Source organism: Rhizobium sp. USDA 4016 (assembly GCF_056279705.1).
Genome location: NZ_JBWCCY010000002.1, coordinates 1,223,358 through 1,242,293 on the forward strand (window position 1 = coordinate 1,223,358; position 18,936 = coordinate 1,242,293).

The following is an 18,936-nucleotide window of genomic DNA, read 5'->3' on the forward strand; positions in this document are numbered from 1 at the left end:
AACACTGCGACCTCGAAGGAGAGCAGATGCCGGTGACGATGCGGCGTGATCGACGGCTAAGGGGAGAGGCCGGATGTATTCAGGTGGGTTGAATTTCGCACTCGGCGACGAGATCGAAGCCTTGCGCGAAAGTGTCAGGCGGTTTGCGAGTGGACGCATTGCGCCGCTAGCGGCAGAGACCGATCGCAGTAACAATTTTCCAGCACCGCTCTGGCGGGAGATGGGAGATATGGGCCTGCTCGGCATCACGGCGGACGACGCTTATGGCGGCGCGGGTCTCGGTTATCTTGCCCATTGCGTCGCCATGGAGGAGATCAGCCGCGCCTCGGCCTCGGTCGGCTTGAGCTATGGGGCGCATTCCAACCTCTGCGTCAATCAGATCAACCGCAACGGCAATGACGCGCAAAAGAGCCGCTATCTGCCCAAGCTTATCTCGGGCGAACATGTCGGCGCACTCGCCATGTCGGAGCCGGATGCCGGTTCGGATGTCGTTTCGATGAAGCTCAAGGCCGAAAAGCGCGGCGATCGATATCTCCTGAACGGCAACAAGATGTGGATCACCAACGGTCCGGATGCCGATCTGCTCGTGGTCTATGCCAAGACCGACCCTGAGGCCGGACCGCGCGGCATCACGGCGTTCCTTGTCGAGAAGACCTTCCAGGGGTTTGCCACAGGCCAGAAACTCGACAAGCTTGGAATGCGGGGTTCGAACACTTGCGAGCTGATCTTTCGAGATTGCGAAGTGCCCGAGGAGAACGTGCTGGGCGCAATCGGCGACGGCGTGAAGATACTGATGTCAGGCCTGGATTACGAACGCGTGGTGCTTTCGGCCGGTCCCCTCGGCATCATGGCGGCTTGCGTGGATCTTGTTCTGCCCTATCTGCATGAACGCAAGCAGTTCGGCCGGGCGATCGGCGAATTCCAGTTAATGCAGGCCAAGCTCGCCGACATGTATGTGACGCTGAATACGGCGCGCGCCTATGTCTATGCCGTGGCGGCGGCCTGCGACCGCGGCGAGACGACCCGCAAGGACGCTGCAGGTTGCATTCTTTATGCAGCGGAAAAGGCAACTGGCATGGCGCTCGAAGCGATCCAGGCGCTTGGCGGCAATGGCTATACCAATGATTATGCCGCAGGGCGGCTCTTGAGGGACGCTAAGCTCTACGAGATCGGCGCCGGAACCTCCGAAATCCGGCGAATGCTGATCGGACGCGAGCTCTTTGCGGAGACGGCATGACCGTACTCAAATCCCAGATCGCGATCAATTCTGAAACCTTCAGGGCCAATCAGGCGGCCATGCAGGAGGCTGTCAGGCTTATTGAGGACGTCGCGCGATCGGCCCAGAACGGCGGCGGGACGGCGGCACGCGAGCGGCATGTGGGTCGCGGCAAGATGCTACCGCGCGACAGGGTCATGGGACTAATCGACCCGGCAACACCGTTTTTGGAAATTGCCGCGACAGCTGCTTACGGCATGTACGGCGATGAGGCGCCGGCAGCCGGGCTGATCACGGGAATCGGCCGCGTCGCAGGTCGCGAATGCATGATCGTCTGCAACGATGCGACGGTCAAAGGCGGCACTTACTATCCGATGACGGTGAAGAAACACCTAAGGGCGCAGGAGATCGCAGCGGCGAACAACCTGCCCTGCATCTATTTGGTTGATTCCGGCGGCGCCAATCTGCCCAACCAGGACGAGGTCTTTCCCGATCGTGATCACTTCGGCCGGATCTTCTTCAACCAGGCTAATATGTCGGCGGCCGGAATCTCGCAGATTGCCGTGGTGATGGGCTCTTGCACGGCAGGTGGCGCCTATGTCCCTGCCATGTCTGACGAAGCCATCATCGTGGAAGGGCAGGGGACGATCTTCCTCGCTGGGCCGCCGCTCGTCAAAGCGGCGACGGGTGAGGTGGTCTCTGCCGAGGAGCTCGGCGGCGGCGACGTGCACACGCGCCTTTCTGGCGTTGCCGACTATCTGGCGCGCGACGATGCCCATGCCCTGGCGCTGACACGCCGCGCCGTTGCCTCGCTGAACCGGCAAAAAGCACATACGGTCGAACTTCGCGAGGCAGAGCCGCCGCACTACGATCCCGCGGAAATCGCCGGTATCGTGCCCGCCGACCTTCGCACGCCCTACGAGGTCCGCGAGGTGATCGCCCGCATCGTCGACGGTTCGCGTTTTGACGAGTTCAAGGCACGCTACGGCGCCACGCTCGTCTGCGGCTTTGCGCATATCCATGGCGTCCCTGTCGGGATCCTTGCCAACAACGGCGTCCTGTTTTCCGAATCTGCGGTCAAGGGCGCACATTTTATCGAGCTCTGCTCGCAACGGAAAATCCCGCTGGTCTTTTTGCAGAACATCACCGGCTTCATGGTCGGGCGTAAATACGAGACGGAAGGTATCGCCAAGCATGGCGCCAAACTGGTCACGGCTGTGGCAACCACCAAGGTACCGAAGATCACCATGCTGATCGGGGGTTCCTTCGGCGCCGGAAATTACGGCATGGCGGGCCGCGCCTTTTCGCCGCGCTTCCTCTGGACCTGGCCGAACAGCAGGATTTCCGTAATGGGCGGCGAGCAGGCGGCAGGCGTGCTTGCGACCGTTCGCAGCGAAGCGCTGATACGCGCCGGAACGCCTTGGAATGCTGAAGACGAGGCGGCTTTCAAAAAGCCGGTTCTCGATCTCTTCGAAAGCCAGAGCCATCCGCTCTATGCCTCCGCCCGCCTTTGGGACGACGGCATCATCGATCCTGCAAAGAGCCGCGATGTTCTCGGCCTGTCGCTGTCAGCAGCGCTGAATGCGCCGATCGAGAACACGCACTTCGGCCTGTTTAGGATGTGAGGCTGCGATGTTTGGAAAGATCCTGATTGCGAACCGTGGTGAAATCGCCTGCCGTATCATTCGTACCGCCCGCCGCCTGGGCGTGCGCACAGCCACGGTCTATTCCGATGCCGACAGCGGCGCGCTGCACGCCGAGCTTGCCGACGAAGCGATCCGCATCGGCGGTTCGGCGGCCCATGAAAGTTATCTCTCGATCGAGCGTGTTATAGAATCGGCCAAGCGGGCTGGCGCCGATGCGATCCATCCGGGCTATGGCTTTCTTTCGGAGAACGCCGAGTTCGCCGAGGCTGTTGAGGCGGCGGGAATAGTTTTCATTGGTCCGCAGCCAATGGCGATCCGGGCAATGGGCCGCAAGGATGCCGCCAAGGCCCTGATGGAAAGCGCCGGCGTTCCGATCGTGCCCGGCTATCACGGCGACGACCAGGATCCGGACCTTCTGGCGGTCAAGGCATCCGAGATCGGCTTTCCCGTTCTCATCAAGGCGCGCGCGGGCGGCGGCGGTAAGGGCATGCGCCGTGTCGACCGGGCCGAAGAGCTTCCATCTGCCCTGGAGGCGGCAAAGCGCGAGGCGAAGGCGGCATTCGGCGATGATGCCGTGCTTATCGAAAAATACCTGCTTCGACCGCGTCATATCGAGGTACAGGTTTTCGGAGACCGGCACGGCAATGTCGTGCACCTTTTCGAGCGCGATTGTTCGCTCCAGCGGCGCCACCAGAAGGTCATCGAGGAGGCGCCGGCTCCGGGCATGACCGCCGAGGTGCGTCGCGCCATGGGCGATGCGGCCGTGCGTGCTGCGCGGGCGATCGATTATCGCGGCGCCGGGACCGTGGAGTTCATCGCCGATGTCTCGAAGGGGTTGTGGCCGGACCGCTTCTTCTTCATGGAAATGAACACGCGCCTGCAGGTCGAGCATCCGGTAACGGAGGCGATTACGGGCGTTGATCTCGTCGAATGGCAATTGCGGGTGGCAGCCGGTGAACCGCTTCCGAAAAAACAATCCGAGCTGAAGATCGACGGCTGGGCCTTCGAGGCGCGCATTTACGCGGAGGACGCGGCAAGGGGTTTTTTACCCGCCACGGGCGTGATCGACGAGATGCATTTCCCAAAGGACGGCGTGCGGATCGATGCGGGCGTCAGGACAGGCGATCGGATTTCTGCCCATTACGACCCGCTCATCGCCAAGATGATCGTGCATGGCGCGAATCGCTCCGATGCGCTTGGGGTGTTGACGCGGGCACTGCAGGCATCGCACATCGCCGGGACGGTGAGCAATATCGGCTTTCTCACCAAACTGAGCCGTCAGGAGGAGTTTGTCTCTGGCCATCCGGACACTGGTCTGATCGAGCGCAATCTTGAGACCCTGACCGCAATTCCAGCTGCCGAAGACACGGTGATTGCGCTTGCGGCGGTGCTGTCGCTGGAGGGAAAGAGCCACGGCCGCGATCCGTGGGACACGCTCGGCCATTGGCAGCTCTGGGGCGAGATGCAGCGTAAAGTGACGTTGGAACATGCAGGCAGTCCTGCAAGTCTGTGTGTCGTCGCTCGAGGCTTCGGCATGTTCGCCGTCCATGACGGCCGCCGGGTGATTCCCATTAGGATTGTCAGCCGCCATGCCGACCGTTTGCAAGTGGAGACCGATGGCAGACAGGTTTCTGTCGAGGTGGAGCGCGGGACACATCGGTTGTGCCTGAGGCTCGACGGCAATTCGCACCTCTTTGCGCTGCCCGATCCGCTGGATGGTACTGCCTCAGAAGCGGAGGTCGGCGATCGCCTGATCGCGCCGATGCCAGGCTTCGTCAAGATCGTGCGGACAAGCGAAGGTGCCGTCGTCTCGAAAGGCGCGCCGCTGATCGTCATGGAGGCCATGAAAATGGAGCTGACGCTGACCGCCGCGCGAGACGCCATCGTGGAAAGCGTTCACGCGAGTGAGGGTCAGCAGGTTTCCGAGGGCGCCGTCCTCGTCACCCTGAAGGCTAGAGAGGCATGATGACGGCTGCACACCAGGAACATGTTTCGATCGTCGAGATGGCACCGCGTGACGGTCTGCAAAATGAGGAACACTTCATCGGGACGGCAGACAAGATTGCTCTTGTCGATATGCTGTCCGATTGCGGCTACGAGCGCATCGAGGTGACGAGTTTCGTGAGTCCGAAATGGGTGCCGCAGCTTGTCGACGCCGCCGAAGTGATGGCCCGAATTCGCCGCGTGCCTGGCGTGCGTTATGCCGTCCTCACCCCCAACATGAAGGGCTTTGAGGCGGCACTTTCGGCACGGGCGGACGAGGTCGCGATCTTTGCCGCAGCTTCCGAAAGCTTCTCCCAGCACAATATCAATTGTTCGATTGCCGAGAGCATCGAGCGATTCCGCCCCGTCGCGCTGGCGAGCAGCGCGCACGGTATTCCACTACGCGGCTATGTCAGCTGTGTCGTCGAATGCCCTTATGAAGGTGCCGTACGGCCCGCCAATGCCGCGAAGGTCGTAGCATTGCTGAGGGAACTTGGATGCTATGAGGTCAGCCTTGGCGATACGATCGGCCGCGGAACACCGGAAGCCGTGGCGAGGATGCTCGCCGCCGTGCTTGACGAAGCGCCTGCCACAATGCTTGCCGGCCATTTCCACGACACCTCAGGCCGTGCGCTCGAAAATGTCGACGTTGCGCTCGACCATGGGCTTCGCGTCTTCGATGCCTCGATCGGCGGACTCGGAGGCTGTCCTTACGCACCGGGTGCAAAGGGCAATGTCGACACCATGGCCGTCGCGCAGCATCTCGCGGCAAGAGGTTTTTCGACAGGGCTTGCGGAAGACAAGCTGCGGCAGACAGCCGCCTTTGCCCGTGAGCTGAGGAGTAAGTCGTGATGCCTGAAACGCTTCACATCGATATCGACGCCCGCGGCCTTGCGCGGCTGACGCTTGCGCGGCCGGAAAAGCACAACGCGATCTCGCCCCAGATGATGGATGAACTGACCGCCGCATCAAAGGCTCTCGGTGCTGATCGCAGCGTTCGGGTAATCGTGCTTGCCGCAGAGGGGGCAAGCTTCTGCGCGGGCGGCGATCTCGATTGGATGCGCGTGCAGTTTGAGGCGGGGCGGGATGAGCGGATTTCCGAGGCAAGGCGGCTTGCCACCATGTTCCGTGCATTGAATGACCTTCCGAAGCCGGTGATTGCCCGTGTTCAGGGCAATGCCTTTGGGGGCGGTGTCGGCCTTCTCAGCGTTTGCGATCTGGTGATCGCCGCTGAAACCGCCCGTTTCGGCCTGACCGAAGTTCGCCTCGGCATCATCCCGGCAACGATCAGTCCTTTCGTCGTCGCGCGGATCGGCGAAGGAGCTGCCCGGCCGCTCATCATGTCCGGTAAACTGATCAACGCATCGGAGGCAAAGGCTGCCGGGCTGGCCGGGCACGTTGTACCCGCTGAGGATCTCGATGCGGCAGTCGAGGCCGAAATCGGGCATTTCCTGAAGGCGTCGCCCGATGCAGTGGCAAGAGGCAAGACACTTGTTCGCTCGCTCGGAATGCCGATCACGGACGCGGTCATCGAAAGCGTCATCGAGCAATTAGCCGACACCTGGGAAATGGAAGAGGCGCGCGAAGGCATTGCCGCCTTTTTCGAGCGGCGGGAGCCATCCTGGCGAAGTGATGCTTGAATTGAGCGTACTTTGAGCATACTTTGATTGAGGACTGATCAAAATATGCGAGGATACCCATCATGGCAGCTACAGGCCTCAGCAATGTCGCTGCTCGCTTCGGCGATGAACATTCGTCGTTTCTATCGGCCCGGCGCGTCGCCGAGCAACTGGGCGTAACGCTCTCCGAGCTAGCCCGGCTGATCGGGGTTGCGCGCAATACGCTGGCGGCGAAATCGGGCGCCCGCAAAGTGGATAATGCGCTGAGCAACGTCGTCCGTATCCTTGCGATGGCAAGCGAAATGGCCGGCGACGAAAACCGTGCGGTCATATGGTTCAAGCATCAGCCGATCCCCGGTTGGGGCGGCAAGACGGCGTTTGACCTTGTCGGCGAAGGCAAGTCCGACCGGGTTCTCGCCTATCTCGAGGCCGTCCGCTCCGGCGTCTATGCCTGAGACCGTCGTGCATCTATGGCGCGCCTTCGTTCCACGATGGGCCCATGCGCCGCTTTCTGGCGAGGGCGCCAGCCGTTTTGGTGGCCGGTGGAATCGGGTGGGTGCCCCGACCATCTATGCGGCCTGCGAGCTGTCCACGGCCTGGGCCGAATATAACCAGGGCTTTGTTCAGCACCCGGCGATGATCGTGCAATTGGAACTCAAAGGGGCGCGCCTCGCGGACACGACCGACCAGATGCTTCTTCGAAAGTTTGACGTTACTGCGGATATCCATCGTTGCGAATGGCGGATGCTGATGGATGAAAGCAAGGTGCCGGCAACCCACCACCTGCGCGAACGTCTGATTGCATCGCGATATCATGGCGCGATCTATCCATCTTTCATGTCGCTCGGCGGCACATGCGTCGCGCTGTGGGAATGGAATATGCCGGGTGCACCGGAGCTTCGCGCAATCGATCCAGAGGGTCGACTGCCCAAATCACCGGCCTCCTGGTTGTAGATTACGGACGCGTCGAGAACATCGCGATGGAATTGTCCAATTATAGTATTCCGGAAGCTTATGAGCGCTCTTCGAGAGCAATGAACGGTTGCTTAAGTAGCTGGTGTCGGCGCATCTGTCGTTCGAAGTAGCAGATGTCTGGCTCGCGAAGCTAGAAATGGGGAGGATGCGGGAACCCCTACTGCCCATCACTGATCCGGACGCTGCCAATGCTGGCTGGCGTCCACCGGAGTATTCGCTTCCTGGCGCTCAGCGAAGTGGAGGCGGCGCAAGGCTTGGAGCAATAGCGCTCCGCATCCGGTTGAATGCAGAGCGCATGATATTCGGCGTCAAGCCGCTGCGAAAGGTACCGCTACGAAGATCCTATTGCCACCACGTTCGACAAGCAGCAGCACCGACTTGCGGCCAGATCTTGCAGCATTGGCGACGGCGTTCTTCACATCGCCTGCATTATGTACGGTCTTGTCGTTGACCTGGACGATGACATCGCCCGTCTGAACGCCTGCTTCGGCGGCCGGCTTGTCCGGATTGACACTGGCAACGACCGCGCCCGTGACGCCTCTGGCCAGGTTAAGTTCCTCCCGGTTATCCGGCGTCAGATCGGCAAGAGCAATTCCGATGCCCGGACCGGCCTGTGTCCTGCCGCTGCTTTCTTCGGCTGCTGCCTGCTTCTCGCCGGTGCCGTTGCCGCCGATGGTGACGGTGAGATCGGTGCTCTGGCCGCCGCGCCAGACGGTGAGCGTTTCTCTGGCGCCCGGCGACATGTCGGCGACGAGACGCGAGAGGTCTTTCGGCGTCTTTACGGTCTCGCTGCCTAAGGCGGTGATGATATCGCCCGTCTTGACACCGGCGCGTGCGGCAGGGGTTCCCCCGGTGACGGCTGCAACGAGCGCACCCTGCGAGGCATTGAGCCCAACGGCATCTGCAACATCCTTGGTAACTGCCTGGATCTGCACGCCGAGATAGCCATGCTCGATCGAACCGTCCTTCTGAAGCTTGGCGACGATCGCCTTGGCCTCATCGGACGGAATGGCAAAACCGACGCCGACACTGCCACCGTTTGGTGAATAGATCGCCGTGTTGATGCCGACGACATTGCCGCCGTGATCGACGAGCGGACCGCCGGAATTACCGTGATTGATCGGCGCGTCGATCTGGATGAAGTCGTCGTAGGGACCACTGTGCAGATCGCGGCCGCGGGCCGACACGATACCGGCTGTGACTGTCGTGCCGATGCCGAAGGGATTGCCGATGGCCAGGATCTGATCACCAAGCTTCAGCGTGTCAGAATCGCCCCAGGCGATCGTTGCAAGTGGCTTCGGAGCTTCAATCTTCAAGACGGCGATATCAGACTTCGGATCGGCACCGATCAGCTTGGCCGGGATTTCCGTTCCGTCATCAAGGGTCACCTTGATGCCCAAAGCATTGTCGATCACATGATTGTTGGTGACGATGACGCCATCGGAGCTGATGATGAAGCCGGATCCGAGCGCCATGGCGCGCTCACCGTGCTGATGCTGCGGCACCTGCTTCGGAAATGGTATGCCTTGCTGTTCGAAGAACTGCCGGAATTGCTCGTCCATCGGCGATTGGTCGTCGTCGGCGCTGGCGTCGGCCTTCATCGTTGTGGTGATAGTGACGACGGCAGGCTTGTCGGCATCGACGACCGAGGCGAAAGAGCCGCTGGAGGAAAGCGCGCCGTTGGTTTTCGCCGGAGCGGCGGCGGCATTGGATGCGTTGATGGCAAACGGCACGACGGCAGTGCCGGCGATAAATGCTGCGCCGATCAGCGCTGCGGTGCGATGCTTGGAGAGGATCGGTAACATGGTGACAGGTCCCTTGCGAAAATACTGCATGGCGGCGTCTTGGTTCCATGCCGGGGAACGCGGGCGTCGGGTGAACGTGGCGCCAATCCTTTGGCCTCCAGAGGACAATCATCGAAACTGTAGCGAATGCTGCCGGTTTCAAGAAATGGCGTCTTGGAGAGATATGCTCTGGTCAAGCCGCATTTACAAATTAAATGTTCATTACGGTTTCATTGCAAAAATGTAAGAATTACAGATGGTTAATGTTCGTGCACCCTATGCGGACGGGGGGGCGAAGCGGCCTATCTTCGTCGGTAGTCACACGACGCTATCGGACCGCTTTCAGTTTTTTTGCAAGTTCGGCTGCGATGAAGACAGCATGTTCGGTTACCTGCGGCAGTCCCATCAGTTCACCGAAGGTGCCGCGCGCCAGCGGACCCGAGATCAGCAATGACGAATTCGCCAGACCATCCGTTGCGACCGCTTCTGAGCTCTCGTTGCAGGCGATGCCGAGGCCGGTCGGATCGAGCTTCAGATGACCGCCCTGGTTGAGCTCATGCAGCCATATCTGGCTTTGGAGAATGCTGCCATGGGCAGGACCGGTGGTCACGACCACAGCATCGAAGCGTTTCTCCACGCGCTCGCCGCTTCGCCTGAACAGAAGTACGTCGATCGCCGCTCCGTCGGTTTTGGCACCGGCAACGGAAGCGGCAAGGACCTCGAGGCGTCCTTCAACGATCGCCCGGTCCAGCACCTCTTCGAGCTGCGGTGCGATGCGGAAGCGATGGACGTCCCAATAAGGCCGCAAATGGCGGACGATGCGCCGCCGCTCGGCAACAGGCAGATTGCGCCAGATTTCATGGCCGTTGCTGCGGACCTGATCGATGACTGCATGCCAGCTTTCGCCGATTTCGGCCGCCCCCGCGATCGTCTTTCGAACGTTCCGGAGGAGTGCTGCAGCGCTTGTAGCCGGTTCGGAAAGGAAGTCGCCGAAGGGCTCCTGCGGGCAGGCTGGGTGGCCGCGCGAACGAAGCCCGCGGCGGGAAATCGAAGTGATCGGTCCATGATGCCCGCTGCGTGTCAGCGACGCGACGATATCGGCGGATGTCAAGCCGTTGCCGACAATGAGGACCCGATCGTCCGGACGAATGGCATCGAGCGAGCCGGGGCGCATCGGATCGGCAACAAAGCGCGGGTGGCCGGCCAATGCGGCGGAGAGGCTGCGCGGTGCTGCGGGCGCTGGATGGCTGGTGGCGATCACGAGGAAATCCGCGCGTGTCTCATCGCCGTTGCTGTCGGTGATCAACCATTCCTTTGGGCCGGGTAACACCCTTCTTACGAGCGTCCTCTTATGCTCGACCTCACCGTTTTCAAGATATGGGCGCAGTCTCGCAGCGACATAGGCGCCGAAGAGCCGGCGTTGCGGGAAGAGATTGCCATTCGGCCATAACGCTTCCGGATCGTCCGCGACGCCATCGCTGTCGGCAATCCAATCAAGAAAATCCTCCGGTTCATCGGGAAGCAGGCTCATACGGGCTGCCGGAACATTGATGCGGTGGGAAGGGTCGTTCGTATCATAGGCAAGCCCGCGGCCCAATTCGCGGCGCGGCTCAAAGACGATGACGCGTGGCAGCTCGTGCATTGTCCTTGCGAGATGAAAGGCTACACCCGCACCGGAAACGCCACCGCCAACGATGGCAATGGCGGGTCTTTTGACGCTATCCGTTTCGTTTTTCGTCACCGCTGCTGATCCAACTGGGTTCGAGATTTGGGAGGAGCTTGACGCATCTTTGAGGCTCGGCCTAGCCGATACTTGGCGCCGTCGCAGTAAATTAATCTATAAGATTTATGGAGATCAATCAGAACATGCAGCTGCAGCCACCGAGACTAGTTGACGCGTGTCATCGTGAACCTCGCGGGATACCCCGGCGTTCAGGCCGGGGAGGAACGCGAGAGCGGCCTTTGCCGCTTCCCGCTGGGATTTGACATATTCGGTGATCACCGAGAGCGGTGCGCCGCCACAGCTTGCCGCAAAGGAGGACGGCGACCACAAAACGCCCTTGTGGTAGCGCCCGGTGATTTCCGGGCGGCTCTCGCGCAGACGTCGGCTGGATACGCCTTTGCGGCTGTTGACCAGCTTCGACAGGGCGATCTTCGGAGGGTCATGCACCCGCAGGTGAACATGATCGTCCTCGCCGTCGCATTCGATCAATTCGGCCTCGAAGTCGCGACACAGCTTGGCGAAGATGCGCCGCAGGTGGCGGATTGCCGGTTCTGACAGAACGTCACGGCGGTATTTCGTGACAAAGACCAAATGACCATGGAGCATGTAGACGACATGCCTGCCGGTGCGATCCACGGTTGCGCTCCTTGGAGCAATTGATAGAATCGTAACATGATCCACCGCGCTTTCCGCTACAAGCTCGCTCCGACCGGCGAACAGGAAGTCCTGTTGCGGCAGTTCGCGGGGGTTGTGCGGCTGGTCTATAATCTGGCGCTGGAGCAGCGCAGGGACTGGTGGCGGCATTACCGGCGGCAGACCGGGAACCGCTTGAACGCCATCGCCCAGGCGCGGGAATTGACCGCACTGCGGGCCGCGTTCGACTGGATTGCCGCCGTGCATGTGACGCCCCAGCAGCAGGCCCTGCGCGATCTGGATAAGGCGTATGCCAACTTCTTCGCCGGGCGCGCAGGATATCCCTCGCGCCCCGCAAGAAGGGCGTGAACGGCGCCTTCCGCTTTCAGGGGCGGGAGATCGAGGTCAAGCGCCTGAACGGCAAGTGGTCCGCCGCGCGCCTTCCCAAGATCGGCTGGGTGAAGTTCCGCGACACGCGGCGCCTGCGTGGCAAGACCATGAACGTGACGGTGAGCCTGGCGGCGAACGGCTGGCACATCGCCTTCGCCTGCGAAATCGACCATGCCGTCCCGCAAAACGATTTGCCCGCCGTGGGGATCGACCGGGGCGTGGCGAACACGCTGACGCTTTCGACCGGGGAGCATTGGTGGATGCCTGCCGGCCTTGCGGAGATCGAGCCCAGGAAGCGCCGGGCCCAGCGCGTTCTGGCGCGGCGCAAGCGCGGGTCGCGTCGCCACGCCAAGGCCCGCCGCCGCGTTGCAGCCTTGCAGGCCCGTGCTGCCCGCATCCGGCAGGATTGGCGGCACAAGGCCAGTCTTGATATCGCCCGTCGCTTCGCAACGGTCGTGCTGGAAGACCTCGCCACGCGCAACATGACGCGCAGCGCCAGGGGAACCGTGGACGCGCCCGGAACCAACGTCTGCCAGAAGGCGGGCCTGAACCGGGCGATCCTCGAACAAGGCTGGCACGGCTTTGAAACCGTGTTGGCCTACAAGCTCGAAGAACGGGGCGGATACCTGTGCAAGGTCGATCCCCGCCACACCTCGCAGACCTGTTCGGCCTGCGCAGCCGTGGACAGGGAAAGCCGCGAAAGCCAAGCGTCTTTCCGCTGTTGCCAATGCGGCTTCCGCGCCCATGCCGACCACAATGCTGCAATCAACATCCTGCGTCGGAACACGGCGTCTATGATCGTGGAGGAAGGGCAGCCGCTCTCCGTAGAAGCGATAACGATCGGCGGAGCTTCGCGCCCCCTCGGAAATCCCCCGCTTGCAAGCGGGGGAAGATGTTAACTCGGCAATCGACAACCTCGAAGCTCGCAAATGAAACCCTTTAGGTCCTCGGAGGTATGCACCAGAAGAGAAACGCTAGGGTGCCGGCTGGATGATGTGCTGCGCGAGGCGAATGGCAAGGGCCATTGCTGTCAATGTTGGGTTGGCTTGGCTCGACGTCGGAAAGACAGAAGAACTCGCAATATATGCGTTAGAAAGATCGAAGACCTTCAAGTTCCCGTCGACGACGGCGTCGTTGCGGTTCGTTCCCATCCGTGTCAGCCCAATCTGATGCGTGCCATGGCGGATACGCGTAGCGATGGCACTTGCAAGCGTATCGTCACTACGATTCAGATCGAGTTGACCCAAGCAATTTTTTTCAAGCCAGTCATTCAGGAGACGATGGGTGCGAACGAGTGCACGGATATTTTCGTCAGGCACGCGCGTGTCGATCGTTAGCCGCGGCACGAAGAAAGCATCGACGCTGTCAGACAAGCGCACGTGGCTTTGCCTGTCTGGGAAATGTTCGGCATGGAAAGCAAGCCTGTACGTCCGACGGCTGTTATTGACGAAGAAGCCAGGCTTCCTGGCGCTTCGCCCGTAGCGATTGCGCAGATAGCCTGGTAGGTGCCTGACAATCTCGGTCGGGTTAGCGGCCAGGTTCTTGAGATGGCCGGCGATTGCATCAAGACGGCTTGCATGATGCCGGCGGATGACTTCAGGCGTGAGGTACCGACCGAGTGGACGAAAGCTCAAGGCAAGGTAAGCGGCGGACAAAAAGGCGCTTTCATGCTGCGGATCTGAAAGGGCCGGCACGTCGGGCCAGAACGCCACATTCGGCAAATGATGCTGGTTGATTAGCGTATCGCTCGGCACGATGCGTCTGCGCACATATGCGCCTGTTTCGTCCCGGCGGAAGTCGAAAAGTGCCTCGGCCGGTCTGTTCGAAAATCTGAGCGCAGCAACATGCCCGAAAAGATGGCCCATGTAATAACGGCCGAGCGCTCCATGGGGTCCGCCAAACATCAGCGGGTGACGCCGCTGGATGTTGAGCAGAAGTCTCGCCGCTTCCAGTCCCCCTGAGGCAAGAACCACGCGTTTGCATGAAATGCGATAGGCAAGACCGTTTTTGTGACGGGCCACGACATGGCTGACGCTGCTATTTTCCGTCAGGACCAGATCCACGACGGTGGTGTTCAGCAGGATTGTCAGTCCCCTATCCTCGCTGAATTGCTGAAGGCTTGCGCGAAACAGCTTCGGATCACGACTGTAACGTTCAAGGTGCGTTAGTTCGAAACGGGCGTCTACCGACGCAAGTGGCGCCTTATCGACGAAACCCTGGCCGCAGTTGGCGTATTCAACGGCACGGTCGTAGAACGGCCGTATCTCGTCATAGGAAATAGGCCACCGCCCATCGGGAAATCGATCTTCAAAGTCGATCGGATCAAAGGGAAGGCATCGCCCGGTCCAAAGGTTGCTTGTTCCGCCGAATTGGCGCGAGACGCAGATGCGCACGTCGTCGTGGGTGGCGGGCTGCAGGATCAAGGCGCCGGCGAGTTCGTTCGAAGCCGCAGATGGGTCTAACCCGCCCGACTCAACAACGAGCACGCGCTTGTCGGCCTGCCGAAGCTCTTTGGCAAGGGTGAGGCCGACGGGTCCGGATCCGACGATGAGGACATCGGTGTCACCTGGCATGTCATCAATACGCCCTGAAATCATTGCGGCCCCGTCACAATGTTAGCTATGATGCGATATGTTGCAATGCATTCAATGCAAAAGAGTATGCGGGCGTGGGGTTCAAGAAGATTTCTGGATTAAAAAATCCCAATGACTCTCACGAAAGAAGCGGCAGCATGGTTTTGAAGTTCTTGCAATATTTATTTACTATCATAAGTTAGAAATAGTGTTCAATCACGTTATGTATATGGAAAAATGTATCATTTGTGATGTGTTCGAAATGGGGTATTTAATCAATATTCTCTGCGATCTTTACGTGTAACAAAAGCGGCTTACTAGCATAAATTTATAATACTGACGGCAGTATACTCAAAAACTTTAACTCGATACGATACCTCGGAAGGATCGGATTCCGATCTTTATTAATTCCAGCATTGCCGAGGCACGTGCAGTGGCACTGTGCGAGAAGACGTCGATTGCGGATTATGCCGGCTGCAAGGAAAGCTCGGATACGCGACCTTGGCGCACTACCTTGCCCATGTGATGGCTTTCGTGGTTGCTCGCCTTACCCTCTAGGCCCGCACGTCGGGTGGAGGAGATCCCGCTCCCTCCGCGCACTAAACACGGCCGCGTGTAGCTTTTTCAGGCAGATAGAGCACGAGAACCGCTTATCGATCAGAGTGGGGTGCTTCTTTGTCGCTTGCAACTCCAAGTGCGACCACAACCATATCCGCAATCGCAAGCGATCCTGTCAGACCGGGGCTCTCGATCCCGAACAGATTGACCAAACCTTTGACGCCGTGCACCTGCGGCCCGTCGATGCGGAAGTCCGGCATCGGCATGGTTGCGTCGTGAAGCTTTGGCCGTATCCCGGCATAATCCGGTTGCAAGGCGCCGTCACGCAAACCTGGCCAATAGCGGCGGATCGCGTCATAAAACTGTTCCGCGCGCGAGGCAGCAACATCGAGCGAATGGTTCTCATCGACCCATTCGACATCAGGCCCGAAACGGCAGCGCCCGTTGAGGTCGAGTGTTGCGTGGACTCCAAGGCCGGCATGGTCGGGCATTGGATAGATGAGGTGCGAAAAGGGTTGGCGTCCGGAAAGCGCGAAGTAGTTGCCCTTGGCGTACCACTGTGGCGGCACCATCTTGGGGGAAAGCCCCGCTGTTCTTGCCGCAAGGCCGGGGGCGCCGTGGCCGGCGGCATTGACTACGAAGCTGGCCTCAATTTCGGTGGGTTCCGCTCCGCCCGTGGTCAGGCCGATCCGCGCACCACCGCACCTGATTGCCATAGCCGGCGTGTGGAAGGCGAGCATGCCGCCTGCGGCCTCGAAATCCTCGCGCAGCGCCTGCATGTAGCCGTGACTGTCGATGATGCCCGTCGATGGCGAGAGCAGCGCGCCGGCGCAGTGCAGCTCCGGTTCGAGGTCGGCGACGTCGCTCGGTGTGAGCGGAACGACATCGAAAACGGCGTTGCGTTTGGCTGCCGCAGCGATCGCTTCAAGCTTGGGTAATTCCTCGGGGCTTGCGGCAAGCAGGATCTTGCCTACCCGTCGCGCATCCACGCCGCGGCGGGTACAGTAGTTGTAAAGCGCTGCCCGGCCCTCGACGCAGACCGTCGCCTTCAGCGAACCCTGCGGGTAATAAAGACCGGCGTGGATAACTTCCGAGTTCCTGGATGAGGTTTCTGTGCCGATTGCATTGGCGCGCTCGAGAATGATGGTTTCAAGGCCGCAAAGCGCGAGCTTGCGGGCAACCGCCAGGCCGATGACGCCTGCGCCAACGACAATGGCGTCGACAAACAATCTGCTCATCCGGCTTTCATCTCACCAACCGCCGCCACGCATGAACTAACGCTCCTTCATCTGACCTCTGAGCAGCGAAGTCAATTCTGCAGCGTGCAAAGCGGCGCAGATTTTCATCACGCGAGAGCCGATGACACCTCGCCTCTCGACCAATCTGAACAGCCGTACTTGGGGCTGCTCGGAAGGATCGTGACCTCACCGGGATCGGGGACCGACCGCCTGGCTCGAAATATCAAGAGCGCGAGAAGGCCTGGACACGTCCTCGTGCCAGACCAGAAACAGGACCCCGAGAAAATACCCGCTCTGGATCAGGACAGCGCATAAAAGACTATCGGCAAACGCACTGAGGACGGACCCTTGCATCCACAATATCGCGCAAAAGAAAGCGATGAGCACGGCGGCCATCGAAACAAACACCCTGGGTGCGTACATGAACTCCCCTCCGGCCTCACGACGCACACTCTGATCTGGGACCTTCTTCCATCGTCCCGCAATACTTCGCATAATCAGAGATAACTGAGTTCTTTGTTGCAGTGTTTCCATGCTTAATGCGTCGCCGGAAACCTTCAACAGACAAGATGTCAAAAAGATGTCATCGTTAAAAAGTCATTAAACACGATTTTTCATGACGACCTTTGCGATAGATGGCGAAAAGCTGTCAGTAACCGGAAAGATAGAAGCTTATAAAATATAAGATAGTGAATCATCAGCAAAAATCAGAAGTCTATGCGCCAGATGAATGTGCTCGCGCAAATCGATCGTGACGTAACGCTACCTACAGTAACGTAGGGTATTCCAGGACGTAGTTCATGCTTTCGAGGTATACATAAGATTCTGCTTGAAAATACTAATCATTACGATTTAAATGGCCAACGCTGTGGAGGCCTCAAAATGAAATACGATGCCGAATTTGCCAATCCCTCGCGTGATCACGGCGATCGACACATCCCGCAGCCTGCGGGCGGTGCACAGAAACGGATTTTTGACGTCGTTCTGGCGGGTGTGGCTATCATTTGCCTTCTGCCGCTGATGATTGCGATCGCGTTACTTGTTCGTTTGGCCGATCGCGGACCGATCCTTCACTTGGAAAGACGGCGATCACCCGGGGGAGAGGCGTTTGACTGCTACAGCTTCCGGAAATTGCCGGTCGACTGGCGCCTCCGGCTTGGCCAGCATCTGTCGCGCCATCCAGACGAGCTTGCAAGCTGGATCATGACGGAAACGTTGAAGGACGATATTTTGCTAACGCCGGTTGGACGAGTTCTTCATCGAACAGGGCTTGATGATCTGCCGCAACTTCTCAACGTGCTCTTCGGTGACATGAGCTTCGTTGGTCCGCCATCGCTGCCTGTTGATCGCGGTTATGTAAAAAGGGGCAACGTGTCGGCACAATTCTGTAGACCAGGCATGATCAGCGATTGCCGCGCCACGGCTGACGGTGTCAGGAACGGGGAAATGGCGGCTGCTTCCTACGCCGCGCAGTGGAGTTTTTTGGGTGATTTGAAAATTCTGGTCCGCGCGATTGGTGGTCTGTTCCAGGCTGAAAGGTTTCAGCTCGATCATTGAGAAGACCGCTGATGGCGGGCGCGGTTCAGGACCGTGCTTGTGCGAGTAAGCAGCCGTTGCAGCCCTCACTAGCGAATCACGAGTTGGACGCGGGTAATATTGGTCTGGTTATCACGCTGGACCGATAGCCGCGCGCCAAGGCCATTGACGGCGCGCCTTAGGATCGCGGCGTCCCGACCGCTCATGAATGGAAACATTAGTGTGGCGTTCTTCTGGATGAAAGTCACCGACCTTTCTGCTGCCCCGCCTGCGATCTCGACACTGACGGCCTCTGCTTCTTGTGCGCTCGCTGCCATCGTCGACAGCGCGATGATCAGGATCAGCAGTCGTTCCCGATAAGCTTCAATGCCGTCGAAACTGCGCAGCGAAGATACCCGCAGATCAAAAAGGATGGTCAGCGCGTCAAGGGCTCGATGTAAGACAAGTCCGGGCAGGGCGTCGTGTTGCGGTACATCGCTTGCGATCTCGGTGAACGTTTTGAGTAACTGGCCAATCAGGAAGCTTGCGGCGGTCAGCTTTTCCAGGGCCAGCGCGTCGCTCGGTCTCCCAGCACGCCTTGCGATCCCGACCGCACCATTTGCCAAGCCCTCTGCCGGAGAAATTGCGGATGTCAGATAAAGTCCGAGCTCACTGGATCTGACTTCGAGCACAGCCGCTGCAAAGTCGCGGAAGTAATTGTCAGCGGCCGCCCCGGTTTTTTCCTCGAAATCTTCAATGATTTCGCACCTTGCCGGCGCACCCGCTGCGCGCATGATAAGGACGAAGCGAGCCTCATAGTGAAAGTACAAAAATGATAGCTCAGCGCTCTCGCAGACCAAAAGCCTGTCCAGAACGCAGACTGATGCTGCCTGAACGGCAGGAAATACGGTATCATTGAGTAACATCACTATACCACCTGTGGAGGCGCTAACAATATGAAGACATATCCTACTAAAGACCAGATAAAAACTTCGATTTTCGGCTGTGGATGTTACGCTCTCTGGATAATGAGACATAAATGCCTCAAGATTATTCTAGCAGATAATCTGCAGATTTCTATCC

16 protein-coding genes and 1 pseudogene are annotated in these 18,936 nt (G+C 59.4%); 10 read left to right on the plus strand and 7 right to left on the minus strand.

Annotated features, from left to right (window positions below; all coding sequences use genetic code 11):
• The first annotated feature begins 73 nt into the window (after window positions 1-73).
• The 7 genes from ACZ9DP_RS06985 (at window position 74) to ACZ9DP_RS07015 (ending at window position 7,418) form a co-directional block, all read left to right on the plus strand.
• The gene (locus ACZ9DP_RS06985; protein WP_022718637.1) at window positions 74-1,237 is read left to right on the plus strand and encodes an isovaleryl-CoA dehydrogenase; all 1,164 of its coding nucleotides are present in this window, start codon (window positions 74-76) and stop codon (window positions 1,235-1,237) included.
• A complete protein-coding gene (locus ACZ9DP_RS06990; RefSeq protein WP_194731063.1) occupies window positions 1,234-2,841 on the plus strand; it encodes a carboxyl transferase domain-containing protein in 1,608 nt (535 codons plus the stop codon). The genes ACZ9DP_RS06985 and ACZ9DP_RS06990 overlap by 4 nt, the downstream gene beginning before the upstream one ends.
• A 7-nt stretch (window positions 2,842-2,848) precedes the next feature.
• Window positions 2,849-4,828: an acetyl/propionyl/methylcrotonyl-CoA carboxylase subunit alpha gene (locus ACZ9DP_RS06995; RefSeq protein ID WP_476200938.1), complete on the plus strand. Its 1,980-nt coding sequence runs from the start codon at window positions 2,849-2,851 to the stop codon at window positions 4,826-4,828.
• The gene (locus ACZ9DP_RS07000) at window positions 4,828-5,697 is read left to right on the plus strand and encodes a hydroxymethylglutaryl-CoA lyase (protein ID WP_476200939.1); all 870 of its coding nucleotides are present in this window, start codon (window positions 4,828-4,830) and stop codon (window positions 5,695-5,697) included. The genes ACZ9DP_RS06995 and ACZ9DP_RS07000 overlap by 1 nt, the downstream gene beginning before the upstream one ends.
• Complete coding sequence (locus ACZ9DP_RS07005) at window positions 5,697-6,485, plus strand: crotonase/enoyl-CoA hydratase family protein (RefSeq protein WP_476200941.1); 789 nt, start codon at window positions 5,697-5,699, stop codon at window positions 6,483-6,485. The genes ACZ9DP_RS07000 and ACZ9DP_RS07005 overlap by 1 nt, the downstream gene beginning before the upstream one ends.
• 62 nt (window positions 6,486-6,547) lie before the next feature.
• Complete coding sequence (locus ACZ9DP_RS07010; protein ID WP_074072035.1) at window positions 6,548-6,919, plus strand: DUF2384 domain-containing protein; 372 nt, start codon at window positions 6,548-6,550, stop codon at window positions 6,917-6,919.
• Window positions 6,912-7,418, plus strand: a complete 507-nt coding sequence (locus ACZ9DP_RS07015; RefSeq protein WP_194731066.1) for an RES family NAD+ phosphorylase — start codon at window positions 6,912-6,914, stop codon at window positions 7,416-7,418. The genes ACZ9DP_RS07010 and ACZ9DP_RS07015 overlap by 8 nt, the downstream gene beginning before the upstream one ends.
• Window positions 7,419-7,747: 329 nt before the next feature.
• Here ACZ9DP_RS07015 and ACZ9DP_RS07020 read toward each other — a convergent pair whose 3' ends face one another.
• From ACZ9DP_RS07020 to tnpA, 3 genes and pseudogenes are all read right to left on the minus strand, one after another.
• Window positions 7,748-9,244, minus strand: coding sequence for a DegQ family serine endoprotease (locus ACZ9DP_RS07020; RefSeq protein ID WP_476202220.1), 1,497 nt, complete (start codon window positions 9,242-9,244; stop codon window positions 7,748-7,750).
• A gap of 307 nt (window positions 9,245-9,551) precedes the next feature.
• A complete protein-coding gene (locus ACZ9DP_RS07025; RefSeq protein WP_476200943.1) occupies window positions 9,552-10,964 on the minus strand; it encodes an FAD/NAD(P)-binding protein in 1,413 nt (470 codons plus the stop codon).
• A 231-nt stretch (window positions 10,965-11,195) separates the two neighbouring features.
• Window positions 11,196-11,582 (minus strand): annotated as a pseudogene (tnpA, locus tag ACZ9DP_RS07030) (IS200/IS605 family transposase); the annotation flags it as partial.
• 36 nt (window positions 11,583-11,618) lie between these two features.
• On the opposite strand from tnpA, the gene ACZ9DP_RS07035 reads away from it, so the two are divergent.
• Window positions 11,619-11,948 (plus strand): helix-turn-helix domain-containing protein, encoded by a 330-nt coding sequence (locus tag ACZ9DP_RS07035; RefSeq protein WP_476200945.1) that lies wholly within the window; start codon window positions 11,619-11,621, stop codon window positions 11,946-11,948.
• Entirely contained in the window at window positions 11,945-12,868 is a 924-nt protein-coding gene (locus ACZ9DP_RS07040; RefSeq protein WP_476200946.1) for an RNA-guided endonuclease InsQ/TnpB family protein, read from the plus strand. Before ACZ9DP_RS07035 ends, ACZ9DP_RS07040 begins: the two co-directional genes overlap by 4 nt.
• 75 nt (window positions 12,869-12,943) lie before the next feature.
• Here the strand turns inward: ACZ9DP_RS07040 and ACZ9DP_RS07045 are convergent, their stop codons facing one another.
• From ACZ9DP_RS07045 to ACZ9DP_RS07055, 3 genes are all read right to left on the minus strand, one after another.
• Window positions 12,944-14,542 carry an FAD-dependent oxidoreductase gene (locus ACZ9DP_RS07045; protein WP_476200947.1) on the minus strand — a complete coding sequence of 533 codons (1,599 nt, stop codon included), beginning with the start codon at window positions 14,540-14,542 and terminating at the stop codon, window positions 12,944-12,946.
• 650 nt (window positions 14,543-15,192) lie between these two features.
• Complete coding sequence (locus ACZ9DP_RS07050) at window positions 15,193-16,338, minus strand: NAD(P)/FAD-dependent oxidoreductase (RefSeq protein ID WP_476200949.1); 1,146 nt, start codon at window positions 16,336-16,338, stop codon at window positions 15,193-15,195.
• 186 nt (window positions 16,339-16,524) lie between these two features.
• Window positions 16,525-16,872, minus strand: coding sequence for an exopolysaccharide production repressor protein (locus ACZ9DP_RS07055; protein ID WP_083635979.1), 348 nt, complete (start codon window positions 16,870-16,872; stop codon window positions 16,525-16,527).
• A gap of 348 nt (window positions 16,873-17,220) precedes the next feature.
• Here ACZ9DP_RS07055 and ACZ9DP_RS07060 point away from each other — a divergent pair, with 348 nt between their 5' ends.
• Window positions 17,221-17,895, plus strand: coding sequence for a sugar transferase (locus ACZ9DP_RS07060; RefSeq protein ID WP_074072029.1), 675 nt, complete (start codon window positions 17,221-17,223; stop codon window positions 17,893-17,895).
• Window positions 17,896-17,963: 68 nt separating this feature from the next.
• Here ACZ9DP_RS07060 and ACZ9DP_RS07065 read toward each other — a convergent pair whose 3' ends face one another.
• A complete protein-coding gene (locus ACZ9DP_RS07065; protein WP_476200951.1) occupies window positions 17,964-18,779 on the minus strand; it encodes a hypothetical protein in 816 nt (271 codons plus the stop codon).
• Between the last annotated feature and the right edge of the window lie 157 nt (window positions 18,780-18,936).